Annotated in this window: 19 protein-coding genes; 9 read left to right on the top strand and 10 right to left on the bottom strand. The window is 72.1% G+C overall.

All coding sequences use genetic code 11. The features are described from left to right. Positions 1–32 precede the first annotated feature (32 nt). From QC283_RS17715 to QC283_RS17695, 5 genes are all read right to left on the bottom strand, one after another. Entirely contained in the window at positions 33–3,476 is a 3,444-nt protein-coding gene (locus QC283_RS17715) for a phosphocholine-specific phospholipase C (protein WP_279562508.1), read from the bottom strand. 315 nt (positions 3,477–3,791) lie between these two features. After that, entirely contained in the window at positions 3,792–6,140 is a 2,349-nt protein-coding gene (locus QC283_RS17710; protein WP_279562507.1) for a SpoIIE family protein phosphatase, read from the bottom strand. Positions 6,141–6,202: 62 nt separating this feature from the next. Next, positions 6,203–6,670, bottom strand: a complete 468-nt coding sequence (locus QC283_RS17705) for a peroxiredoxin (protein WP_279562506.1) — start codon at positions 6,668–6,670, stop codon at positions 6,203–6,205. Further along, a complete protein-coding gene (locus tag QC283_RS17700; RefSeq protein ID WP_279562505.1) occupies positions 6,667–7,047 on the bottom strand; it encodes a DoxX family protein in 381 nt (126 codons plus the stop codon). Before QC283_RS17700 ends, QC283_RS17705 begins: the two co-directional genes overlap by 4 nt. A gap of 282 nt (positions 7,048–7,329) precedes the next feature. Continuing rightward, a complete protein-coding gene (locus tag QC283_RS17695) occupies positions 7,330–7,998 on the bottom strand; it encodes a TetR/AcrR family transcriptional regulator (RefSeq protein ID WP_279562504.1) in 669 nt (222 codons plus the stop codon). A 233-nt stretch (positions 7,999–8,231) separates the two neighbouring features. On the opposite strand from QC283_RS17695, the gene QC283_RS17690 reads away from it, so the two are divergent. The 3 genes from QC283_RS17690 (at position 8,232) to hemC (ending at position 11,938) form a co-directional block, all read left to right on the top strand. Beyond that, positions 8,232–9,713: an MFS transporter gene (locus tag QC283_RS17690; RefSeq protein WP_279562503.1), complete on the top strand. Its 1,482-nt coding sequence runs from the start codon at positions 8,232–8,234 to the stop codon at positions 9,711–9,713. 97 nt (positions 9,714–9,810) lie between these two features. Then, positions 9,811–10,791 carry a non-homologous end-joining DNA ligase gene (gene ligD / locus QC283_RS17685; RefSeq protein ID WP_279562502.1) on the top strand — a complete coding sequence of 327 codons (981 nt, stop codon included), beginning with the start codon at positions 9,811–9,813 and terminating at the stop codon, positions 10,789–10,791. Positions 10,792–11,002: 211 nt separating this feature from the next. Further along, positions 11,003–11,938, top strand: coding sequence for a hydroxymethylbilane synthase (hemC, locus tag QC283_RS17680; protein WP_279562501.1), 936 nt, complete (start codon positions 11,003–11,005; stop codon positions 11,936–11,938). 33 nt (positions 11,939–11,971) lie between these two features. Here the strand turns inward: hemC and QC283_RS17675 are convergent, their stop codons facing one another. Then, a complete protein-coding gene (locus QC283_RS17675; RefSeq protein WP_279562500.1) occupies positions 11,972–12,496 on the bottom strand; it encodes a hypothetical protein in 525 nt (174 codons plus the stop codon). Positions 12,497–12,806: 310 nt separating this feature from the next. Between QC283_RS17675 and QC283_RS17670 the strand changes: the two genes are divergently transcribed. After that, on the top strand, positions 12,807–13,601 hold the full coding sequence (locus tag QC283_RS17670; RefSeq protein ID WP_279562499.1) for a SigB/SigF/SigG family RNA polymerase sigma factor: 795 nt from the start codon (positions 12,807–12,809) through the stop codon (positions 13,599–13,601). 24 nt (positions 13,602–13,625) lie between these two features. On the opposite strand, the gene QC283_RS17665 is transcribed toward QC283_RS17670, so the two are convergent. Both QC283_RS17665 and QC283_RS17660 read right to left on the bottom strand, forming a co-directional pair. Beyond that, entirely contained in the window at positions 13,626–13,997 is a 372-nt protein-coding gene (locus QC283_RS17665) for an ANTAR domain-containing protein (RefSeq protein ID WP_279562498.1), read from the bottom strand. Between the two features lie 2 nt (positions 13,998–13,999). Beyond that, the gene (locus QC283_RS17660; protein WP_279562497.1) at positions 14,000–14,233 is read right to left on the bottom strand and encodes a hypothetical protein; all 234 of its coding nucleotides are present in this window, start codon (positions 14,231–14,233) and stop codon (positions 14,000–14,002) included. Here QC283_RS17660 and QC283_RS17655 point away from each other — a divergent pair. Continuing rightward, positions 14,225–15,031 carry a VOC family protein gene (locus QC283_RS17655; protein WP_279562496.1) on the top strand — a complete coding sequence of 269 codons (807 nt, stop codon included), beginning with the start codon at positions 14,225–14,227 and terminating at the stop codon, positions 15,029–15,031. The genes QC283_RS17660 and QC283_RS17655 overlap by 9 nt on opposite strands. A 13-nt stretch (positions 15,032–15,044) precedes the next feature. Here the strand turns inward: QC283_RS17655 and glgX are convergent, their stop codons facing one another. Together glgX and QC283_RS17645 are read right to left on the bottom strand one after the other, a co-directional pair. Further along, the gene (glgX, locus tag QC283_RS17650; protein ID WP_279562495.1) at positions 15,045–17,192 is read right to left on the bottom strand and encodes a glycogen debranching protein GlgX; all 2,148 of its coding nucleotides are present in this window, start codon (positions 17,190–17,192) and stop codon (positions 15,045–15,047) included. After that, a complete protein-coding gene (locus tag QC283_RS17645) occupies positions 17,189–17,704 on the bottom strand; it encodes a pep a2 (RefSeq protein WP_279562494.1) in 516 nt (171 codons plus the stop codon). The genes glgX and QC283_RS17645 overlap by 4 nt, the downstream gene beginning before the upstream one ends. A gap of 238 nt (positions 17,705–17,942) precedes the next feature. On the opposite strand from QC283_RS17645, the gene QC283_RS17640 reads away from it, so the two are divergent. The 4 genes from QC283_RS17640 to QC283_RS17625 are packed head-to-tail and all read left to right on the top strand — an operon-like array spanning position 17,943 to position 23,373. After that, complete coding sequence (locus tag QC283_RS17640; RefSeq protein WP_279562493.1) at positions 17,943–18,215, top strand: DUF5133 domain-containing protein; 273 nt, start codon at positions 17,943–17,945, stop codon at positions 18,213–18,215. A gap of 52 nt (positions 18,216–18,267) precedes the next feature. After that, complete coding sequence (locus QC283_RS17635) at positions 18,268–20,268, top strand: alpha-1,4-glucan--maltose-1-phosphate maltosyltransferase (protein WP_279562492.1); 2,001 nt, start codon at positions 18,268–18,270, stop codon at positions 20,266–20,268. Then, positions 20,265–21,983 carry a maltose alpha-D-glucosyltransferase gene (treS, locus tag QC283_RS17630; RefSeq protein ID WP_279562491.1) on the top strand — a complete coding sequence of 573 codons (1,719 nt, stop codon included), beginning with the start codon at positions 20,265–20,267 and terminating at the stop codon, positions 21,981–21,983. The genes QC283_RS17635 and treS overlap by 4 nt, the downstream gene beginning before the upstream one ends. A 28-nt stretch (positions 21,984–22,011) precedes the next feature. After that, a complete protein-coding gene (locus QC283_RS17625) occupies positions 22,012–23,373 on the top strand; it encodes a maltokinase N-terminal cap-like domain-containing protein (RefSeq protein ID WP_279562490.1) in 1,362 nt (453 codons plus the stop codon). Positions 23,374–23,375 lie beyond the last annotated feature (2 nt).

Genomic DNA, 23,375 nt, shown 5'->3' with positions numbered 1-23,375 from the left:
CCGCCGGGCCGTGGCTGCCCGAGCCGGGCGGGTCAGGCGTCGGTGACCGGGTCCGTGCCCAGGCGGACGTTGTCGATCGCCCAGTACCAGTTGTTGCCCGCGTTGAAGATCCGGAAGGCCACCTTCGCCGACGCGGCCCCGGCCGGGACGGGGCAGGAGAGCCGGACGAGGCGGTTCTCCTGGTCCCGGCCCAGGTTGGTGTTCCCGGAGGTCGCGCCGCTGTAGTGGAGCAGTCGCACCTTGTCTCCGGAGTCGAACTCGACGGTGACCTCGGCTTCCTGCGGGCTCTCCTGCCGGTAGTGGGAGTCGAAGCCCAGGTGCAGGGTGGGTGTGCCGGACGGGATGGCCACCACCGGGCTGGTCAGCGTCGAGTCGAACCGGCCCCGACCGGAGGGGCCGCCGGTGTCGTCCCAGTCGTCGGGGTCGGTGACGGCGACGACGCCGAGGGCACGGGTGAAACCGGGGCGGTTCTGCCCGGCGGGGAACCAGAACTGCTTGGTCATGAACGTCCAGCCCTGCAACTCCCGCGTGCCCTGCGGCATGTCAGGCGCGTTGGTGACCGTCCAGCCCTCGGGAGCGCTCCGGGTCCAGCCGAGCAGGCCGGGGCGGCTGAGATCGGCGGCCGGGGCGAGCGCGGGGGCGGCGGACTCGAAGTCCTCCGCGAGGAGGTGACCGGTCATGACGGGGCCGGTTCTGACGGGCAGGGACGCGGACACCACCGTACCGCTGCCGCTCAGCTTCGCCCTGACGGTCGCCCGGAGCGTGTCGGCGACGCGCGCCGCCGTGACGGGCGCGACGACCTCCCAGGCCAGGGTGACGTGCGAACGCGCCGGAACCGAGGTCGGCACGGTGCCCTTGGGAGTGGCCTTCCAGCCCTGCGGGAGCTCCGGCACGGCGGCCAGGCCCGTGAGGGCCGTGCCGGCGGCGTTGACGACGGTGGCCGTCACGGTGGCCGCTCGCCCCGGAGACAGGACGGCGCCGTCGGTGCGGGGTGAACTCGCCGGACCGCTCAGCGTGAGGCTCAGGGCGGGGACGACCTCGACCCGCACTCGCGCGTCGGCGAGCCTGAGCAGTCCGTCGCCCTGGGCGTGGGCGGCGACGACCAGCCGGCCGGTGGTGGCGTCCCGGGCGGGCGTCACCGTGAAGGACACGTCGGCCGAGTCACCGGCCGCGAGGGTTCTGGGGGAAGCGCCGGCCCGTTCGACCGTCCACCCGGACGGAGCCGTCAGCGTGGCGGACAGCCCATCGAGCCGGTCTCTGCCGTCGTTGCGCACGGTGACGACGACGTCGGTCGGGTTGCCCTGCGCGAACGGCGTGTCCAGCGTGGGCTGGGGCTCGGGCAGGGCGATGGACGCGGCCAGAGCCGGGGCCGTGCCGGTCGCCGGGTCGGTGACGCCGGGCCCGCCGTGGGACCGGCGGCCGCTCATGCGGCGCAGGAAGACCGGGTCGTCCCGGTCGACGACCACGATGTCGTACCAGCCGTGATCCGGCAGGCGCAGCCGCACCGTGCGGGAGGCGCCGGGCCTGAGGGTGACGGCGCGCACGCGGTCGCCGTGCCGGTGGGAGTGGACCGACTCGCCGACGAGGAGTCTGCGGGTGTGGGAGGTGGGGTTGGAGCAGACGATGCTCACGGGGCCGGCGCCCTGGTGTTCGGAGAGGTACGCCTCGGCGCCGACGCCGGTGCCCCGCAGCTCCCACACGGACCAGCCCGGACCGTGTACCCGCAGGTCGTAGCCGTCGGCTTCGTACTCGACCGTGTGGTCGGCTCCTTCGCGCGCGGGCACCGTCCAGGTGCTCGGGGCGGCGCTGTCGCCGTCGCCGGGGTAGGCGGTGAACCAGGCGGCCACGGCGCTCTCGTTGCCGAGCCGGAGGCGGACGCCGGAGCCGGTGATGTCGGAGCGCAGGGACAGCCGGTAGGGGGAGGGACGTGTGCGGCGTGTGCCGGCCTCCTGCTCCGGGAGCGACTGCTCGCCCGGCGGTACGGGGTTCCAGCGGCCGACCGCTTCCGGTACCGGGCCCGGTTGCTCGACATCGGGCTGCCGGTAGGTGCGGTGGAAGTCGAACGCGGCGGTCAGGTCGCCGAACACACCGCGGCGCCAGGCGCTGATATTGGGCTCGTGGACGCCGGTCCACTTCTCCAGGAACCGGATGACCGAGGTGTGGTCGAACGCCTGGGAACTGACGAAGCCGCCCACCGTCCAGGGCGACACGATGGTCATCGGCACGCGCGGGCCGGGGCCGACCGGGCTGCCGTCGGACCAGTCGTCGTCGTTGCCGGAGGCCGGCCGCGGCGCGACCGGGGCGGGTATGTGGTCGAAGTAGCCGTCGTTCTCGTCGAAGTTGATGAACAGCACGGTCTTCGACCAGGTTTCCGGGTCGCTCGCGAGGGCGTCGAGGACGTCGTAGACCAGGTTGGCGCTGCCGGCCGGGGTGGAACTGCTGGGGTGCTCGGACAGTGCTGCCGTCGGGACGACCCAACTGACCGCAGGCAGCGTGCCGTTGTCGATGTCGGACCGGATGCGCCGGACGAGGGTGTCAGGCTCGGAGCGGTAGGCGCCCCGCAGGAACAGCCGGCGTTCGGCCTCGGTCAGCGCGTCGACACCGCGCTGGAACTCGGCCAGCGCGGTTCCGCGCTCCTCCGGGGCCCTGCCCCACAGGCTGTCGTAGAACTGCTCTGTGGTGGAGTACTGTCCGCCGACCCGGGCGAGGATCTTCCGGCCGATCTCCTTCCAGGGCCGGAAGTACTCCACCGCGTTGTCGGTGAAGTTGTCCCACTCCTGGTAGATCTGCCAGTCGACGCCGGCGGCCTCCAGACGCTCGGGATACGTCGTCCAGGTGTATCCGGCGTGGCGGTGGTCGTAGGCGGCGTTGGTCAGGGCCCGGTCGACACCGTCCGGCTCGTATCCGGTGGTGCCGGTCCACAGGTAGTTGCGGTTGGGGTTGGTCGAACCGTAGACGGAGCAGAAGTAGGAGTCGCAGATCGTGAAGCGGTCGGCCAGTTCGTACTGGAGCGGAATGTCACGCCGGTCGTAGAAGGCCATGGTGCTCTGGGTCTTGGCGGCGACCCAGTCGTTCCACCAGCCGTTCCCCCGGGCCTGGACGGCGTCGCGGAAGGCGTGCGGGAGCGAACCCAGGTACTGGATGTCGCTCTCCGGGCGGCCCCCGTCGAGGGCCGCCCGGCGGGCCGAGAACGGCAGGACCTCGCCACCGCCGGGCCGCGGCTGCTGGAAGACACCGGCCCCCGAGGGCAGCCGCAGGGGCGTACGGTCGCCGAAGCCGCGCACTCCCTTGAGGGTGCCGAAGTAGTTGTCGAAGGAGCGGTTCTCCTGCATCAGGACGATCACATGCTCGACGGCACGCAGGCCGCCGCGCGGCATCGGCGCGGCCATGGCTCGGTGCAGTGAGGGAGGCAGGAGGGAGAACGCGGCTCCACCGGCGAGGGTGCCGAGGACCTTGCGGCGGGAAACGTCAGGCATGACGGGGACGTTAAGGTGCTTGTACCTCAGGACATAACCCTGCGCAACGGATTTTCGCCGACCGTTCACCACGCGACATCGACTGTTCCGCCGCCCGTACCCGTCACTGCCCGGTGGGCCGGCCTCGTGTGGCGAGGACGATTTCCGGTGGCGGCCTTTGGGGCAGCGTAGAGGGTGGTGGTGCCGGCCCGGACGTCTGGACGGCTTGTCCGACGAGTCGCGGCCTGGTGTCCCGTGGAAGATCACCGACGCGGACGTCGAGCGGGTCAGCGGTGACACCGGGACGGCCCGGCCACGGCGAATCTCCGATTCGGGTCACCAGGAGTCGGCGGGCAGGGGCTGTTCGGCCCAGATGGTCTTGCCGGTGCCCGTCTGCCGGCTGCCCCAGCGTTGGGTGAGCTGGGCGACCAGCAGCAGGCCCCGGCCGCCCTCGTCGTAGGCGTGGGCGCGGCGCAGGTGCGGGGAGGTGGAGCTGCCGTCGGAGACCTCGCAGATGAGGGCGCTGTCGCGGATGAGGCGGAGTTGGATGGGCGGCTCGCCGTACCGGATCGCGTTGGTGACGAGCTCGCTGACGACGAGTTCGGTGACGAAGGCCGCCTCGTCCAGTCCCCACTCCGTCAGCTGTTCGTCGACGGACCGCCGCGTGGCTGCCACGTGCACGGGGTCCGGATGGATGTCCCAGGTACGAATCTGGTCCGTGCCCAGTGCGCGGGTGCGGGCCAGCAGCAGCGCCACGTCGTCACTGGGCTCCTCCGGCATGACGGCCTTGAGTACGGTGTCGCACAGGGCGTCGAGCGAGCTGGCGGGCGCGGTCAGCGCGCGGCACAGCTCCGCGGTGGCGTGGTCGACGTCGCGGTCGCGGTCCTCGACGAGACCGTCCGTGTACAGGGCGACGACGGAACCCTCGGGCAGTTCCAGCTCGGTCGCCTCGAACGGCAGTCCGCCGACACCGAGCGGCGGCCCCGCGGTCATGTGGATGAGCCGCGTGGTGCCGTCGGGCAGGACGAGGGCCGGCGCCGGGTGCCCCGCCGCGGCCAGCGTGAGGGACCGGGAGACGGGGTCGTAGACGGCGTAGAGGCAGGTGGCCCCCAGTTCCGCGACCTTGTCGCCCGAGTCGTCGGCCACGAGGTGGGTGACGAGGTCGTCGAGGTGGGTCAGGAGTTCGTCGGGGGGCAGGTCGACGTCGGCGAGGGTGCGGACGGCGGTGCAGAGACGGCCCATGGTCGCCGTGGACGGGATGCCGTGGCCGACGACGTCCCCGACGACGAGCGCGACGCGGCTGCCGGACAGCGGGATCACGTCGAACCAGTCGCCGCCGATGCCTGCCGCCGACACGGAGGGCAGGTACCGGTGGGCGACCTCGACCACCGCCTGCCCGGGCAGGCCCTTGGGGAGCAGGCCGCGCTGGAGGCTCAGGGCGGTGGAGCGCTCGCGGGCGAAGCGGCGGGCGTTGTCGATGCAGACCGCGGCCCGGCTGGCGAGCTCCTCGGCGAGGACGGTGTCGTCGTCGACGTGCGGGTGCTGGGGCGCGGCGCGGACGGCCACCGCGACTCCCAGGGCGGTGCCCCGGGCCATCAGCGGCACCGCCAGGGTCGAGCGGACGCACTCCCGGTAGGTGCGGTTGTAGGGGGCCTGTTCGTCGCGGACCCGCATCCATCGGTCGAAGTCCGGGTCGCCCGGGCCGGTGAGTACCGCCCGCCCCTCCCTCAGTGCCCGCGCGGGCGCCGAGTACGACGGGTAGGCGTCCGTCTCGCCCAGGTGTACGGAAGCCCTGGGAAAGCCCTCGGTGATGGCGCTGTGCGCGACGCGCCGCAGTGCGACGGTCTCGGCCGGCGCCGCGAGGGGTTCCTCCGCGCCCAGGACCCAGTCGAGCAGGTCGACACTGGCGAAGTCGGCGAGACGCGGCACGAGGAACTCGATCAGTTCCTCGGCGGTGCGTACGACGTCCAGCGTGGTGCCGATACCGGTGGCGGCCTCGTTCAGCAGATCCAGCCGCTGCCGCGCCCGGTGCTGCCCGGTGCTGTCGAACCCCGCCACGGCCACCGCGGCCACCTCGTCCAGCGTGTCGCGGACCGGCCACATCTCGATGGTCCAGGCGTGTTCGCCGAGCCGTGAGGAGGCTGGGGTGAAGGTCTCGTAGTGTGCGGGCCGGCCGGTTTCCGCGACCTTCCGCAGATGTCTCATGAAGCCCGACTCGTCGACGTCGGCCTCCTCCAGGATCTCCGGCAGCCGCCGCCCGATGAGGTCCTCCTCCGGCAGCCCGAGCATCCGGCGCGCGGTGTCGTTGACCTGGAGGTAGCGCTCGCGGGTGTCGTGGACGGACATGGCCAGAGACGCCTGCTGAAGAGCCTGCCCGGTCAGGCGGAATGTCCGCTCCTCGGACGACTCGGCGCTCACCACGAACCCGTCCGGTGCTCCGGCCGCCCCCAGCAACGGCGAGCGGCGCAGAGACACCGCCATGGTGGAGCCGTCGCGGTGCCGGAGCAGAGCCGTGCCCACCGGCTCGCACAGGGCTTCGGGCGGCACGTCCTCGGCGAGCAGGTCCCGTGCGTCCCGGCCGACGACCTCCTCGGCCGGATAGCCGGTCAGTCGCCGGGCGCCCTCGCTCCAGCTCGTCACCGTGCCGTGGGCGTCCAGGATCGCCACAGCGGAGGCATGCTCCATAGCGTCCAGGATTGACCCTGTACGGCCCGCTTTCAACCGGGGCGGGCCGGGTGGGTGCTTCCCTACCCTCGGTGAGCGCGCAGCGCGGCGAGGGCGCGGTCGGCGTGCGTGTTCATTCTGAGCTCGCTGCGGACGGCCTCGATCAGGGTGCGGTCCTGCCCGATGACGAACGTGACCCGCTTGGTGGGAGCCAGGCTGAACCCCCGCTTCACTCCGAACAGCTCGCGGACCGCGCCGTCGGTGTCGGAGAGCAGCGGCATGCCGAGGGTGTGGCGCCCGGAGAACTCCCGCTGCCGTTCGACGGGGTCGCCGCTGACGCCGACGGGGTGGGCGCCGACCGCGGCGAACTCGGCGGCGAGGTCGCGGAAGTGGCAGGCCTGCGCGGTGCAGCCGGGGGTCAGGGCGGCCGGGTAGAAGAACAGCACGACCGGGCCGTCGGCGAGCAGCTCGGACAGGCGGCGCGGGGTGCCGGTCTCGTCCGGCAGCGCGAAGTCCTCGACCGTGTCCCCCACGGCCGGGGTGCGGCTCACGACCGGCCCTCGCTGCCCTTGGCGACGCCTCGGGCCCACAGCACGAGCGGCAGCTGCGCGGGGAGCCTGGCGTAGGCGGCGGCCTTCCGCGGCGCGGGGTGGTGGCGCCGGTCCACGGCCATCTTGACGTTGGCGGGGAACACCCCGACGAAGAAGGCGGCCGTGGTGAGCGCGGCGGCCTTGCGGGTGCGCGGCAGCGCGATGCCCGCGGCGAGCGCCAGTTCGGCGACACCGCTGGCGTACGTCCAGGCCCGGGGCGTGCCCGGCAGGCCGCGCGGCACGATCGCGTCGAACGTACGGGGGCGGGCGAAGTGGGCGACGCCCGCGGTGGCCAGCAGGCCGGCGAGCAGCAGGGGTGAGCGTTCGGACCGGGACACGGTTCCTCCTCCGGGGGCCTGCCGCGCGATATTACTCGACGGTAAGGGCCGGGGGCGACCGGGTCGGGGACGGCGGCCGCGGGCGCCGGGTGCGCGGCCGGGGGGACAGCGGCCCTCCGCCGGCCGGCAGTGGCAGGCACCCGACGGCCGGCTCGCGCGGCCCACTGCCCGCTCGGCGCGCGTACAGCCGGAAAGCCCTACCGCGGCACCGCGGCGCCGCACACCGCCGCCGGGCTCGACGGACGGCTCGCCCTCGGATCCGCCTGGCCCGCTGATCCGCCCTCACCCCGCGCCCGTCCCCCCGTCCCGGGGCGTGACGGGCGCCAGCCACATGCCCACGATCGCGTCGACGAGGCCGTCGGCGGCCTCCCGCCAAGTGACGCGAGGGGTGGGACGCCCCTCGGCGAGAGCGCGTTCCCGCTCGGCCGCCACGTGCACGATGAGATGACGCGCCATGTCGCCCCGCTCGGCCCGGACCTCGTCCGGCAGCGCGGGCATGCACCGGTTCCGCCCCACGATGATCTCGCGCAGCGAGGCGGAGGCGCGGGACTCCTCGGTCATGATCTGCCGCAGCGCCGGGTCGGTCATGACCTGGGCGCAGAACCGCGCGTACCAGGTGGGGCTGCCCAGCGCCGCCAGATGGTCGAACTGCGGCCGCACCAGGCAGTGCACCCAGTCACGCAGGTCCGCCGAGCCGCCCACGGCGGCCAGCTGCCGGGCACGCAGTTCCTCGACTCGCTCGTAGTGCCGCTGGGCGATGGCGCGGACCAGGTCGACCTTGGTTCCGAAGTGGTAGCCGACCGCGGCGTTGTTGCCCTGCCCGGCGGCCTCGCTGACCTGCCGGTTGGAGACCGCGTACACCCCGTGCTCGGCGAACAGCCGCTCGGCGGTGGTCAGGATCAGCTGCCGGGTCGTGCTGACCTGTTCCGCCCGTACCGCCCTGCCCGCCATGACCACCGCCGTACCGGGACTTTCCTTCCCTCCCGCGTCGGCCAGTCCCTCGAGTCGCCGCAGGTCCGCCGCCGGGCGGCGCGTTCCACGGAAGCCTACGCAACGTCGCGTCCGGGGCCGTGTGCGGCCGGGATGCGCGGGCATCGCCTTCCGTCCCTTAGAGTACGTCAAGCGACTGATTTAAATAAGCTCGCGTACATCGGCTCCACACTCGTGACTCGAAAGGCACCTTCATGTCCGTTTCTCCCGCCAGATCCTCCGGCGCCGGGACGGCCGCCGCTCCGCGGCCGAACGCCGTGGTGGCGGTACTGGCCCTGGCCGGGATCGTCGTCTCGCTGATGCAGACCCTGGTCATCCCGATCGTTCCGGAGCTGCCCAAGCTCCTGGACGCGTCGGCCTCGGACGCCGCCTGGGCCGTGACCGCCACGCTGCTCGCCGCCGCGGTGGCCACTCCGGTCGTCGGCCGGCTCGGCGACATGCTCGGCAAGCGGCGGATGCTGCTGCTCAGCCTGGTGCTGCTGGTCGCCGGCTCGGTGGTCTGTGCGCTCAGCGACACCCTCGTTCCGATGGTCGTCGGCCGCGCCATGCAGGGCCTGTCCGCCGCCGTGATCCCGCTCGGCATCAGCATCATGCGCGACGAGCTGCCCGCGGAGCGGCTGGCCGGCGCCACCGCCATGATGAGCGCCTCGCTCGGGGTCGGCGGCGCGCTCGGCCTGCCCGCCGCCGCGCTGATCGCGGACAACCTCGACTGGCACATGCTGTTCTGGCTCTCCGGCGCGCTCGGCGCCGTCGCCCTGGTGCTGATACTGGCGCTCGTGCCCGAGTCCTCGGTGCGCACCGGCGGCCGCTTCGACCTGCTCGGCGGCCTCGGTATCGCGGCCGGCCTGGTGTCCCTGCTGCTCGCGGTCTCCAAGGGCGGCGACTGGGGCTGGACCAGCGGCACCACCCTCGGCCTGTTCGCGGCCGGCGTGTTGATCCTCCTGGTGTGGGGCTGGTGGGAGCTGCGTACCCCGCAGCCGCTGGTGGACCTGCGCACCACCGCCCGCCGTCAGGTGCTGTTCACCAACCTGGCGTCCGTGGCCATCGGTTTCTCGATGTTCGCGATGTCCCTGGTGCTTCCGCAGCTCCTCCAGTTGCCCGAGGCCACCGGTTACGGTCTCGGCCGCTCCCTGCTGACCACGGGCCTCGTGATGGCGCCGGCCGGTCTGGTGATGATGGCGTTCGCCCCGGTCTCCGCGAAGATCTCCAAGTCCAGGGGACCGAAGGTGACGCTCATGATCGGCGCCCTCATCGTCGCGGCCGGCTACGGGCTGAACATCGTGCTGATGTCCGAGGTCTGGCACCTGGTACTGGTCTCCTGCGTCATCAGCGGCGGCATCGGCTTCGCCTACGGCGCCATGCCCGCCCTGATCATGAGCGCGGTGCCGGCGAGCGAGACGGCCGCCGCGAACAGCCTGAACACCCTCATGCGGTCCATCGGCACGTCGGTCGCCAGTGCCATCGCCGGAGTGGTCCTGGCGCAGATGACCATCGACTTCGGCGGCTTCGCCCTGCCGTCCGAGAACGCGTTCAAGGTGGTCATGGCCATCGGCGCCGGTGCGGCCCTGCTCGCCTGCCTGATCGCTTCCTTCATCCCGCGGCACCGTCCCGCGGCCGGGCCGGCGCACCCCGCGCCGGACGCCGGAGCCGGGGCGAGGACCGCCTCCGTGCGCTGACGACGACGGCGCCGGTCCTGCCCCGGGACCGGCGCCGTTCAGGCGAACCTGGCGGACAACGCGCGTGACGGCGCACGGGCACGTCGAGAACTGACCCGTGGAGCTGCCGCTCATCCCGCCCATGCTCGCCACCCCCGGCACCCTGCCGTCCGCCGCCCAGGACACACGCTGGGCCTACGAGACCAAGCAGGACGGCCAGCGCGTGGTGGTCTACCTGCCCGGCGACGGCAGCGCGCTGCTGCGCGCCCGCTCCGGCCAGGACATCACGGCCGCCTACCCCGAACTGGCACCGCTCGGCACCGCGCTCGGCTCCACCCCCGCCGTGCTGGACGGGGAGGTGCTGGTCCTGGACGAACAGGGCCGTCCCGACTTCCAGTCGCTGCAGTCCCGGATGGGGCTGGCGCACGCCCCCGGCCGGGCGGCGCGCCGGGCGGTGCGGGCCCCCGTCCACCTGGTGCTCTTCGACGCCCTGCACCTGGCGGGCGAGTCCCTCCTCCGCCTCCCCTACACCCGCCGCCGCGAACAGCTGACTGACCTGGGCCTCGCCGGACCGTCCTGGTCGACCCCCGCCTCGCTGGTCGGCCACGGTGAGCAGGCCCTGCGGGCCACCCGCGAGCACGGCCTGGAGGGCCTGGTGTGCAAGCGGCTGGACTCGCCGTACGAACCGGGGGTCCGCTCCCGGGCCTGGATCAAGATCCGGAACATGCGCAGCGAGGATGTCGTGGTCGGTGGCTGGCTGCCCGGCAAGGGGCGGCTCACGGGTCTCCCCGGCGCCCTCCTGGTCGGTCAGCGCGCCGCGGGCCGGCTGCGCTACGTCGGCGGGGTCGGCACCGGCTGGAGCGCGGCCGAGCGCACCGAACTGGCGGCGCTGCTGGGGGCCGCCGCGAGCGACGTGTGCCCCTTCGACCCGGTACCGCCGGTGCCGGGGGCACGCTGGGTCGTCCCCCGGCTGGTCGGCGAGGTCCGCTACAGCACCCGCACCCGGGAGGGCATGCTGCGCCAGCCGTCCTGGCTCAGGCTGCGCCCGGACCTCGCGCCCGAGGAGTCGGCCGCCGACATCCCGGACGACACGGTGTGACGAAGTGTCGGGGTGTCACGTAAGAGGCCGCCCTTCACTACCGGGCACCCCGCCCCTGGCGGCCGCGAAGCCCCCCGGCGTCTCCACCGGCCCGAACGCCCGAATGACCGAACACCCGAACACCCGAGGCGCCGGCGGCCGTCAGGAACCGGCAGGGCCGGTCGAGCGAAGCGCGAGACCCGGGCGCCCCCGGGAGCACTATCGTGTCCGCATGTCCGCCCCCGAACTGATCCGCGTCGTCTCCCGCGACTCCCCCATGGCCCTCGCGCAGGTCGAGCGCGTCCGGGCCGAGTTGGCCGCCCTCCACCCCGGCACGCGCACCGAGGTCGTGCCGGTGAGGACCACCGGCGACAAGTGGCTCGGCGACCTGTCCCAGGTGGAGGGCAAGGGCGCGTTCACCAAGGAGGTCGACGCCGCGCTGCTGTCGGGCGAGGCCGATCTCGCGGTGCACTGCGTCAAGGACGTGCCCGCCGACCGGCCGCTGCCGGCGGGCACGGTGTTCGCCGCGTTCCTGGAACGGGACGACATCCGCGACGCCCTCGTCCACCCGGACGGGCTCACCCTGGACGGGCTGCCGGCCGGGGCCCGCGTCGGCACCTCCTCGGTGCGCCGCGTCGCCCAGCTCGCCGCCACCCACCCGCACCTGAGGTGTGTGCCGTTCCGCGGCAACGCCAACCGGCGGCTGGCGAAGCTCGCCGCCGGCGAGGCGGACGCCCTGCTCCTCGCCGTCTCCGGCCTGGAGCGCATCGGCCGCCCCGACGTGATCAGCGAGGTCCTCTCCCCGGAGACGATAATGCCGCCGATCGGCGCGGGCATCCTCGCCCTGCAGTGCCGGGAGGGCGACACCGCGCTCATCGACGCGGTGTCCGGCCTCGGTCATCCCCGAACGCACCAGGAGGCGACGGCCGAGCGGATGTTCCTGCACGTGCTGCAGGGGCACTGCAACAGCCCGATCGCCGGGTACGCCCGCGTGGACCGGGGCGGGGAACTCTCCCTGCGGGCCTGTGTCTTCACACCGGACGGCAAGACGCGGCTGAACGCCCACGAGTGGGCCGGCCGGCTCGACCCGGCGACCCTCGGCACGTCGGTCGCCGTGGCACTGCTGCGTCAGGGCGCCCGCGAGATCATCGACGGCATCGCGCACTGAGGCGCCACCGGACGGGGCGCGGCCGGAGGGAGATCAGCCGGAGCCCTCGTCCGCCTGGCCTCGCAGGAAGGCGCTCACCTGGTGCGCCAGGCCGTCCTCCCGCGCCGTGGCGGAGAGGGGCCCGGTGGCCCCGTCGGGCAGCCCGAGGCCGCCGGTCCACAGCCGGCGGTCGGCCCATTCCTCGTCCACCCGCAACTGAACCTGGACGTCCACCTGGCCGAGGCTCGCCTCCGGGCCCGCCGCGTAGAGCACGGCGGTGGCCCGGCGCAGCGGGTAGACGTCGAAGCCCTCGACGAACTGGGAGTTGCGCCAGTCGAGGAAGGCGCTCTCCCCGTCGGGGCCGATCCGCACGTCGATCTGGCCGTCCTCCAGGTGGATGCCGAGCTGCCGGCCGCCCCGGTTCTCGACGGTCACCCGGACACAGAAGTACGTCAGCCCCTCGGCGGCGTCGTCCCGTCCACGGGGCGGCTCGGCCTGCTCAAGACGGTGGACGCGGACCCGCAGGCCGGCGTGCTCGTCGTACTCCTGCCAGTCCCCGACCACGTTCGGCTCGTACACGGTGCCCCTCTCGACCTCTCGACGCTGCTTCCTATCTGTGCGCTCAGCGCACTGTCAAATGAGCGGAATGCGCTGTGGCCTGGGATTTCGCACCTTTTGATCAGTGATCAAGCGTTGCGCAGGGACGATCCGCCGCCACCCCCGCCGGACGATCACCCAGAGCGTGCCGCACATCACGTTCAGCAGCGTCTCCGTCTCACTCACCGGTCCGCGACCGTTCGGGTGGCCGTTCGGGTGGCCATTCGGGGCACCGGCGCTCAGTATCCATATATATGAGGATTTGCCAGCCCCCCTGCTGAGGGAGGTGCGCATGACGCGTATCGCCGGCAGAACCAAGCCCCATCCCCACGACGACGCCCCCGACACGGCCGCGGCGTTCGACCGGCTCGTCGCACTGCCGGACGGGCCCGAGCGCAAGGCGCTGCGGGACGATCTGATCAAGGTCTGGCTGCCCATGGCGGAGCGGATCGCGGTCCGCTTCCGGGGCCGCGGCGAGAACCTGGAGGACCTCTACCAGGTGGCCGCCCTCGGACTGGTCAAGGCCGTCGACCACTACGACCCCGAGCGCGGCCACGCCTTCGAGGCATACGCCGTGCCGACCGTGACCGGCGAGATCAAACGGCACTTTCGGGACCACATGTGGACCCTGCACGTGCCGCGCCGGATCCAGGATCTGCGCAACCGGGTGCGCAGGTCCGCGAAGGAGCTGGCGCAGACGACACCGGGACGCGCCCCCACCATCGAGGAGATCGCCGAGCACGCGCAGCTGACCACGGTCGAGGTCCGTGCCGGCATGGAGGCGCTGGAGTGCTTCTCCGCGCTCTCGCTGGAGGCGGAGATGCCCGGCACCGACGGGTACGCCCTCGGGGACGCGCTCGGCGGCCCGGACCCGGCCTTCGACGCGGTCGTGGACCGGGTGGCCGTCCGGCCCTGTCTGGAGGCGCTGCCCGAGCGCGAGCGCACCATCCTCTACCTGCGCTTCTTCGGCGGGATGACGCAGAGCCGCATCGCGCAGCAGCTCGGCATCTCCCAGATGCACGTCTCCCGGCTGCTCAGCGGCTGCTTCGACCGGATCCGCGAGGAGATCCTCGCGGAGGTGCGTTGACTCCTCGCCAAGGTCCGTCGACTCTCAGCGGGCCTGAGGCGGGGCGCCGGGGATCTGCGCGGGACCGTGACGGTCCAGGCAGTCGTCGAGGGCGGACCGGATCTCCGGCGGCATCACTCCGGCGCGCCCCCAGATGAGTATCATTTCTGCCACGTTGCGCAGTTTGATGTTCGTATGCTGGGAAACCTCCTTCAGTACGATCCACCCCTGGTCCGGTGTCACCCTGCCGAGGGCGACGATCATCCCGATCGCCTGGTCGACGACGGCGTGCGAGACGACCGCCTCCTTCAGCTGCCGGACCTGCTCCTGCAACCGGAAGATCTGGTCCGAACCGGTCGGGTCCGGGCCGGTCTCGTGCGGGCCGGTCTGGTCCGGGCCCCGGTCGTCGGTGGGCATGGTCACCTCCGGATCCGGCGGGTCACCGCCGCCTGTGCCGCGCGGTACCGCTCCGACGCCTCCATCGTCGCCACCTGCGCCTCCTCGCGCCACTGGGCCGTCCGGGGCGCGCGGGCCCCCGTTTCGGCGGCGCGGCCGGGGTACTCGGCAGGCGCCCGCCGCACTCCCGGCCGGACACTGGCGTGGAGCCGGTGGCTGCCGGTGGACGAGACCAGGACGCGACTGCCATGAACCACGACATGTCCCTTTCCGCCGGCGGGGAGAGCCTGCTGTCCACGCAATCCGTGTACGGCGCCCCCTGCTGGGTGAGCCTGACCAGCCGTGACCTGAAGGCCACCGAGGAGTTCTACTCCGCCGTGCTGGGCTGGCGGTGGCGGCCCGGCAAGCTGGGCGACGCCTTCCGGATCGCCCTGGCCGACGGGGCGCCGGTCGCCGGGATCGGCGAGGTCGCCACGATGTGGCAGATGGCGGTGGCGTGGACGCCGTACTTCGCCGTACGCAGTGCGGACGAGGCGGCGTCGCGGGTGCAGGAGCGCGGCGGCACGGCCGCGGTCGGGCCCATCTCCCTGCCCCCCGGACGGGCGGCCCTCCTGGCCGACCGGGACGGCGCGACCTTCGGGATCTGGGAGGGCGCGCTGTTCACGGACTGGGAGACCTGGCGCACCTCGCGCCCCGCCTTCATCCGGCTGCACACGCGTGACGCCTTCGACGCGGCCATCTTCTACGGCGAGATCTTCGACTGGGCGTCGGGTCCCAGCGGCTGCTGCGAGGTCGAGTACGAGGGCGACGAGGTGGTCCTGCGCAGCCAGGGCGACGTGGTGGCACGCATCGAGTCGGGCGCCCTGGGATCGGCGCCCGATCCGGCCATCCGGCCGCACTGGCAGGTCCACTTCGCGGTCCGCAATGTCGCGGCCTGCGCCCGCGCCGCGGAGCGGCACGGCGGCAGCGTGCTGACCGTGAGCAGTGACGAGGCCGTGCTCCGGGACGCCGACGGCGCGCGGTTCACGGTGACCGCGCGCCGCCTCGGCGGCTGACCTCACGGGCCGCTCACCGGCCGGTGCGGGACGGCCGGGAGAGCAGCACCAGACTGCGCTGCTCGACGGTCACCACGGTGCCCGCCTTGTGCTCCGCCTCGTCGGGGACGCCCTCCGGGTCGGCGGTGTCGATCAGGGCCGCCCAGCGCTCGCCGTAGGTGGCGCCGGGCAGCCGGAAGTCCGCCGGCTCCCAGTGGCTGTTGAGCAGCAGCAGGAAGGAGTCGTCCACGACCGGCCGGCCGCACGGGTCCGGCTCGGCGATGGCGTCGCCGTTGAGGAAGACACCGACGGCGTGCGCGTCGGAGCGCTGCCAGTCGTCGTCGGTCATCTCCCGCGCGTCGGGCAGCAGCCACACCAGGTCGGGCAGCGGCTGGTCCGCGTGGGTGAGGGTCTCGCCGCGGAAGTAGCGGCGCCGGCGCAGGACGGGGTGGCCGGCCCGCAGCGCGATGACGCGGCGGGCGAAGTCCAGCAGCGCGCGCTGCTCCGCGTTCAGCCGCCAGTCGACCCAGGAGACCTCGTTGTCCTGGCAGTAGGCGTTGTTGTTGCCGCGCTGGGTGCGGCCCAGTTCGTCGCCGTGGCAGAGCATCGGGATGCCCTGCGAGAGCAGCAGCGTGGCGAGGAAGTTGCGCTGCTGGCGGCCGCGCAGTTCCCGGACGGCCGGGTCCTTCGTCGCGCCCTCGGCCCCGCAGTTCCAGGAGCGGTTGTGGCTCTCGCCGTCCTGGTTGTCCTCGCCGTTGGCCTCGTTGTGCTTGTCGTTGTACGAGACGAGGTCGCGCAGGGTGAAACCGTCGTGCGCGGTCACGAAGTTGACGCTGGCGCGGGGGCGGCGCCGGCTGTGCTGGTACAGGTCGGAGGAGCCGGTGAGCCGGGACGCGAACTCGCCGAGCGTGTGCTCCTCGCCGCGCCAGAAGTCCCGTACCGCGTCCCGGTACATGCCGTTCCACTCCGACCACAGTTGCGGGAAGTTGCCCACCTGGTAGCCGCCCTCGCCGACGTCCCAGGGCTCGGCGATCAGCTTGACGCGGCTGATCACCGGGTCCTGCTGGATGAGGTCGAAGAACGCCGACAGCCGGTCCACCTCGTGGAACTGCCGGGCCAGGGTGGCCGCGAGATCGAAGCGGAAGCCGTCGACGTGCATCTCGGTGACCCAGTACCGCAGTGAGTCCATGATCAGCTGGAGTACGTAGGGGTGCCGCATCAGCAGGCTGTTGCCGGTGCCGGTGGTGTCGTAGTAGTGCTGCCAGTCGCCGTCCACCAGGCGGTAGTACGAGGCGTTGTCGATACCGCGGAAGGAGAGGGTGGGGCCCTTCTCGTTGCCCTCGGCGGTGTGGTTGTAGACCACGTCGAGGATCACTTCGAGGCCGGCCTCGTGCAGGGTCTTGACCATCGACTTGAACTCGGTGACCTGCTGCCCGCGGGTGCCGAGGGCGGCGTAGCCGTTGTGGGGCGCGAAGAAGCCGATGGTGTTGTAGCCCCAGTAGTTGGACAGACCCCGGTCCTGGAGCACCCCGTCGTGCACGAACTGGTGCACCGGCATCAGCTCCACGGCCGTCACGCCGAGGGACGTCAGGTGGTCGACGACCGCCGGGTGCGCCAGTCCCGCGTAGGTGCCGCGCAGTTCCTCGGGCACGTCGGGGTGGGTGCGGCTGAGTCCGCGGACGTGGGCCTCGTAGATGACGCTCTCCGAGTACGGGCGTCCGGGCGGGCGGTCGTCGCCCCAGTCGAAGGACGGGTCGGTGACCACGCCGAGCATGGTGTGTCCGGCGCTGTCGCCCGGGTCGGCCCTGCCCCTGGCCCGTTCGAAGAGGGAGGCGTGGTTGTCCACCATGCCGTCCACGGCCCTGGTGTACGGGTCGAGGAGCAGCTTCGCCGGGTTGCAACGGTGGCCCACGGCGGGGGCCCACGGACCGTGGACCCGGTAGCCGTAGCGCTGGCCCGGGCCGACGCCGGGCAGGTAGCAGTGCCAGACGAAGCCGTCGACCTCGGGCAGCGGGACGGTGCTGTGGGTGCCGTCGTCGTCGACGAGGACGAGGTCCACCCGTTCGGCGACCTCGCTGAACAGCGCGAAGTTGGTGCCCTGTCCGTCGTACGCGGCTCCCAGGGGGTAGGGGTGCCCGCTCCACACGGGCGACCCCTTCCAGTTCGGCCTGGCGCGGGTCACCGGGCCTCCTCCAGAATGCCGTGGTCCGTACTCGCCGGGCCGGCCAGCCGGGCCACCGGCATGATCTCTCGCGGCACTTCCAACCCCTCCTGGGTGATCGGTTCCGGCGCCGTCGCCACCAGCGGGACGCGTTCGCCGGCCCGGGCGCGCTGCGAGAACCAGATGACCTTGGCCCCGGTGTCGATGGCGCAGCAGCCCCAGCCGTCGCTGGTGGCGGCGAGGTGCTGCAGGCAGGTGCGCAGGTCCTGGTCGGGACGGAGCGCGTGGTCGTTGCCCCCTACGGCCGTGATGAGGTGCTGGTGGTTCCACCACATCTCGATCGACGTGTTCTTGTCGCTCGCGTGCTCGTCGATCGCCCGGAGCAGCATCTCGGCGCCCGAGCAGACGGGTTCGACGAGGTTCTCCAGGTTCCAGAACCGGAGGTGAGCGGCCAGGATGCGCCTGACCTGTACGACCCGTTCCGGGCTCACTTCCACGTCGAGGTGGTAGTAGCAGGGCACTGCGGTCTTCATCGTCGTGGCTCCTCACCGCGAGAGCTCTCGCTCCTCCTCGCCCCTTGGGGGACGAGCTCCCCGACACGAAGCGTGAGCACTGATCGCTTCTGAGTCACTCCAGAGTGGGAGCGGTAGTCCATTCGTGCAACACGAGAAAGTGGTTGAACTTCCAACAAGACGGCGCGTCACCGTCCGTGCACCATGTGTGAAGAAGTCGATCGTCCGTACCCCCGGACCGTCCGGAAGGTGACCGGCCATGCTGCTTCCCGCGAAGAGCGAAGTCGCCCGGCAGCTGCGGCGTTACCGCGCCTGGGAACGCTCGATGCTCGCGTCCCCCGCGGACGGGGGCGTCCGGTCCACCTTCGAGGACTCCGGCTACACCCTGTGCGTCCTGATGGGAAAGCGGTGCGCACGCGAGGCCGCGGATGCCGCCGAACGGTATCTGCGGACGAACCTGGTCACCCATGCGCAGGAACAGGGGGACCGGCTCTCCCCGTCGGGGCGGAAGACCCCCTCCGGCGCGGCTTGACCCCGACGGCCGGGCCCGCGCCCGGCCCCGAGCACGGCGGAGGTGAGAACGGATGAGTGCGACCGTGGGGATCGGACGTATCCCGGTACGGGACGTCCACCCGGTGGTGGAGTACGGCAGACGCCCGGCGAAGGCGGTGGCGGGCGAGACGTTCGAGGTCACCGCGACCGTGTTCCGCGAGGGGCACGACGCGGTGGCCGCCAACGTCGTGCTGAAGGACCCCGAGGGCCGGCCGGGCCCGTGGACGCCGATGCGGGAGCTGGCCCCGGGCAGTGACCGCTGGGGGGCCGAGGTCACCCCGGGCACCCCGGGCGACTGGACCTACCGGGTGGAGGCGTGGAGCGACCCCGTCGCCACCTGGCAGCGCCACGCGCGGATCAAGGTGCCGGCCGGCATCGACACCGGCCTGGTCCTGGAGGAGGGCGCCGAGCTGTACCGGCGGGCCGCCGCGGGGGTACCGAAGAGCGCCGGGCGTGAGGTGGTACTGGCCGCCGCGACGGCCCTGCTGGACGACACGCTGCCGGTGGCCACCCGGTTGGCGGCGGCGTTGACGCCCGAGGTGGACGCGGTGCTGGCCCGGCATCCGCTGCGGGAGCTGGTCACCACCTCCGACCCGCTGCCCCTGCTCGTGGAACGCGAACGCGCCCTGTACGGCGCCTGGTACGAGTTCTTCCCCCGCTCCGAGGGCACCCCCACCCAGCCCCACGGCACCTTCCGCACCGCCGCCCGCCGCCTCCCCGCCATCGCCGCGATGGGCTTCGACGTCGTCTACCTCCCCCCGATCCACCCCATCGGCACCACCCACCGCAAGGGCCGCAACAACAGCCTCTCCGCCACCCCCGACGACGTCGGCGTCCCCTGGGCCATCGGCTCCCCCGAAGGCGGCCACGACACCGTCCACCCCCAGCTCGGCACCATCGACGACTTCGACCACTTCGTCACCGAGGCCACCCGACTGGGCCTCGAGGTGGCCCTGGACTTCGCCCTCCAGTGCTCCCCCGACCACCCCTGGGTCCACAAACACCCCGAGTGGTTCCACCACCGCCCCGACGGCACCATCGCCCACGCCGAGAACCCGCCCAAGAAGTACCAGGACATCTACCCCATCGCCTTCGACGCCGACCCCGACGGCATCGCCGCCGAAACCGTCCGCGTCCTGCGCCACTGGATGGACCACGGGGTACGGATCTTCCGCGTCGACAACCCCCACACCAAACCCGTCGCCTTCTGGGAGAGGGTCATCGGCGACATCAACCACACCGACCCCGACGTCGTCTTCCTCGCGGAAGCCTTCACCCGCCCCGCGATGATGCACACCCTGGCCCAGATCGGCTTCCAGCAGTCCTACACCTACTTCACCTGGCGCAACACCAAACGGGAACTCACCGAGTACCTCACCGAACTGACCGGCGACGCCGCCTCCTACATGCGGCCCAACCTCTTCACCAACACCCCCGACATCCTGCACGCCCACCTCCAGCACGGCGGACGCCCCGCCTTCGAGGTCCGCGCCGTCCTCGCCGCCACCCTCTCCCCCACCTGGGGCATCTACAGCGGCTACGAACTCTGCGAGAACACCCCCCTGCGCGAAGGCAGCGAGGAATACCTCGACTCCGAGAAGTACCAGCTCAAACCCCGCGACTGGGCCGCCGCCGCACGCGAGGGCCGCACCATCGCCCCCCTCCTCACCAAGCTCAACACCATCCGGCGCGCCCACCCCGCGCTGCACCGGCTCAGGAACCTGCGCTTCCACCGGACCGACAACGACGCGCTGATCGCGTACAGCAAGCGCGTGGGGTCCGACGTCGTGCTGGTGGTAGCCAACCTCGATCCGCACCGCACCCAGGAGGCCACGATCTCGCTCGACATGCCGCAGCTCGGCCTCGACTGGCACGAGTCGGTACCGGTCCACGACGAACTCACGGATGAGACCTACCACTGGGGCCGGACGAACTACGTGCGGCTGGAGCCCGGCCGGGCCCCCGCGCACGTCTTCCACGTCCGGCGGCCGTCCGCCGACACGCCCCAGAACGAAGGGTCAGCAGCCTCATGACCGTGAACGAGCCCGTGCCGGACACCTTCGAGGACACGCCGGTCAAGGACCGTGACCCGGACTGGTTCAAACGAGCCGTCTTCTACGAGGTCCTCGTCCGCTCCTTCCAGGACAGCAACGGCGACGGCGTCGGCGACCTCAAGGGCCTCACCGCCAAACTGGACTACCTGCAATGGCTGGGCGTGGACTGCCTCTGGCTCCCGCCCTTCTTCAAGTCACCCCTGCGCGACGGCGGCTACGACGTCTCCGACTACACCGCCGTCCTGCCCGAGTTCGGCGACCTGGCCGACTTCGTCGAGTTCATCGACGCCGCCCACCAGCGCGGCATGCGCGTGATCATCGACTTCGTCATGAACCACACCAGCGACCAGCACCCGTGGTTCCAGGAGTCCCGCAAGAACCCGGACGGCCCGTACGGCGACTACTACGTCTGGGCGGACGACGACACCCGCTACTCCGACGCCCGCATCATCTTCGTCGACACCGAGGCGTCCAACTGGACCTACGACCCGGTCCGCGGACAGTACTACTGGCACCGCTTCTTCACCCACCAGCCCGACCTCAACTACGAGAACCCGGCCGTCCAGGAGGAGATGCTGGCCGCCCTGAAGTTCTGGCTGGACCTGGGCGTCGACGGCTACCGCCTCGACGCCGTGCCCTATCTGTACGCCGAAGAGGGCACCAACTGCGAGAACCTGCCCGCCAGCCACGAGTTCCTCAAGCGGGTCCGCCGCGAGATCGACGCGCACTACCCGGACACCGTGCTGCTGGCCGAGGCCAACCAGTGGCCCGAGGACGTCGTCGACTACTTCGGCGACTACTCCGCGGGCGGCGACGAGTGCCACATGGCGTTCCACTTCCCGGTCATGCCCCGGATCTTCATGGCGGTCAGAAGGGAGTCCCGCTACCCGGTCTCCGAGATCCTCGCCAAGACCCCGGCCATCCCGTCCGGCTGCCAGTGGGGCATCTTCCTGCGCAACCACGACGAGCTCACCCTCGAGATGGTCACCGACGAAGAGCGCGACTACATGTACGCGGAGTACGCCAAGGACCCGCGCATGCGCGCCAACATCGGCATCCGGCGCCGGCTCGCCACCCTGCTGGACAACGACCGCGACCAGATCGAGCTGTTCACCGCCCTGCTGCTCGCCCTCCCGGGATCACCGATCCTCTACTACGGCGACGAGATCGGCATGGGCGACAACATCTGGCTCGGCGACCGCGACGCGGTCCGCACCCCGATGCAGTGGACCCCGGACCGCAACGCCGGCTTCTCGACCTGCGATCCGGGGCGCCTGTACCTGCCGACGATCATGGACCCGGTCTACGGCTACCAGGTCACGAACGTCGAGGCGTCCATGGCCTCGCCGTCCTCACTCCTGCACTGGACCCGCCGGATGATCGAGATCCGCAAGCAGAACCCCGCCTTCGGCCTCGGCACCTACACCGAACTGCCCTCCTCCAACCCCGCCGTGCTGGCCTTCCTGCGGGAGTACGAGGACGACCTGGTGCTGTGCGTGAACAACTTCGCGCGGTTCGCCCAGCCCACCGAACTCGACCTGCGCGAGTTCGCCGGGCGGCATCCGGTCGAGTTGTTCGGCGGGGTCCGCTTCCCCGCCATCGGCGAGCTGCCGTACCTGCTGACCCTCGGGGGCCACGGCTTCTACTGGTTCCGGCTCACCCGAGTCGCATCCCGCATCGGCCGCCGCGTGTGAGCGTGGGCCGAGGAAAGGACGCGTCACCATGCCGAAGACCGCACCCCTGCGCCCCAGACGCAGGCATCTCGCCGAGCCCATGGCCTCGCTCGACGGGCTGCTGCGGGAGTGGCTGCCGCGCCAGCGCTGGTTCGCGGGCAAGGACCGCCCCGTGGAAGAGCTCGGTCTGCTGTCGATGACCGAGCTCTTCCCGGGCTGTCTGCACCTCCTGGTGCACACCGGGCACGGCCCCGTGCCCGCGCCGGGCGGCGCTCCCCCGGCCGGCGACTGCTACCAACTGCTGCTCGGCGTGCGCGAGCAGCCGTCGCCGCGTCTGGGCCGGGCGCTCATCGGGCAGGTGCAGGACGGCCCGCTGGCCGGCCGGACGGTCTACGACGCGCTGCACGACCCCCGGACGGCCCAGCTGCTCCTGGAACGGCTCAGGCGTCCCGGCAAGGCGGGACCGCTGCGCTTCGAGTCCGACCCCGCGCGGCCGGTGCCCGGCGGACTCGCGCCGCGGCTGCTGGACGCCGAGCAGTCCAACTCGTCGCTGATCTACGGCGACGAGTTCATCCTGAAGCTCTTCCGGCGCATCCAGCCCGGCGTCAACCCCGACCTGGAGGTGCCGGACGCGCTGGCCCGGCAGGGCTGCGGCCGGGTCCCCGCACCGGTGGCGTGGATGCGGACCACCCATCCGTACCAGGCGACGCTCGGCGTGCTCCAGCCGTTCCTGCACGACGCCTCCGACGGCTGGACGCTGTCCCTGGACGCGCTGGCAGCCGGGGACGACTTCACCGTCCAGGCCCATGAACTGGGCCAGGCGATGGCCGACGTGCACCTCGCGCTGGCCTCCGCCTTCCCGGCCGGCCCGCCCGGGGAGAACGACCGGACGGCGGCGGCGATGACCGAGCGGCTGACCGCCGCCGCGCACTGCGTACCGGCGCTGCAGCCCTTCGTGCCCGGGCTGCGGGCGGCCTTCGCGGCGCTGTCCACCTGCGACTCCGGACCGCCCGCCCAGCGTATCCACGGCGACCTGCATCTGGGGCAGGTACTGCGGGCCGGCCGGGACTGGTTCGTCATCGACTTCGAGGGGGAACCGTCCCGACCGCTGTCCGAACGACGCAGCGCCCACTCCCCCGTGCGGGACATCGCGGGCATGCTGCGCTCCTTCGACTACGCCGCCCGGCAGCGCCGCCCGTGGCGCCCCGAGTGGGCGCGCCGCTGCCGGGAGGCGTTCTGCGCGGGCTACGCCGCCCGCGCCGGGTGGGACCCCCGTAAGAAGCACGGCCTGCTGCGCGCCTACGAGACGGACCGCGCCGTGTATGAGGTGCTGTACGAGGCCCGGCACCGCCCCGACTGGCTTCCCGTACCCATGGCGGCGATCGAACGACTCGCCGTGAGAGGAGACTGACC

This window comes from Streptomyces sp. DH41, from assembly GCF_029813785.1.
GTDB lineage: Bacteria > Actinomycetota > Actinomycetes > Streptomycetales > Streptomycetaceae > Streptomyces.
This window is presented reverse-complemented; position numbering and strand designations above follow the sequence as displayed.

Excerpts from the sequence above, each read along its gene's own strand:
- QC283_RS17715 (WP_279562508.1), bottom strand. The coding sequence starts at position 3,476 with ATGCCTGACGTTTCCCGCCGCAAGGTCCTCGGCACCCTCGCCGGTGGA.
- QC283_RS17710 (WP_279562507.1), bottom strand. The coding sequence starts at position 6,140 with ATGGAGCATGCCTCCGCTGTGGCGATCCTGGACGCCCACGGCACGGTG.
- QC283_RS17695 (WP_279562504.1), bottom strand. The coding sequence starts at position 7,998 with ATGGCGGGCAGGGCGGTACGGGCGGAACAGGTCAGCACGACCCGGCAG.
- QC283_RS17690 (WP_279562503.1), top strand. The coding sequence starts at position 8,232 with ATGTCCGTTTCTCCCGCCAGATCCTCCGGCGCCGGGACGGCCGCCGCT.
- hemC (WP_279562501.1), top strand. The coding sequence starts at position 11,003 with ATGTCCGCCCCCGAACTGATCCGCGTCGTCTCCCGCGACTCCCCCATG.
- QC283_RS17670 (WP_279562499.1), top strand. The coding sequence starts at position 12,807 with ATGACGCGTATCGCCGGCAGAACCAAGCCCCATCCCCACGACGACGCC.
- QC283_RS17665 (WP_279562498.1), bottom strand. The coding sequence starts at position 13,997 with ATGCCCACCGACGACCGGGGCCCGGACCAGACCGGCCCGCACGAGACC.
- QC283_RS17655 (WP_279562496.1), top strand. The coding sequence starts at position 14,225 with ATGAACCACGACATGTCCCTTTCCGCCGGCGGGGAGAGCCTGCTGTCC.
- QC283_RS17645 (WP_279562494.1), bottom strand. The coding sequence starts at position 17,704 with ATGAAGACCGCAGTGCCCTGCTACTACCACCTCGACGTGGAAGTGAGC.
- QC283_RS17640 (WP_279562493.1), top strand. The coding sequence starts at position 17,943 with ATGCTGCTTCCCGCGAAGAGCGAAGTCGCCCGGCAGCTGCGGCGTTAC.
- QC283_RS17635 (WP_279562492.1), top strand. The coding sequence starts at position 18,268 with ATGAGTGCGACCGTGGGGATCGGACGTATCCCGGTACGGGACGTCCAC.
- treS (WP_279562491.1), top strand. The coding sequence starts at position 20,265 with ATGACCGTGAACGAGCCCGTGCCGGACACCTTCGAGGACACGCCGGTC.
- QC283_RS17625 (WP_279562490.1), top strand. The coding sequence starts at position 22,012 with ATGCCGAAGACCGCACCCCTGCGCCCCAGACGCAGGCATCTCGCCGAG.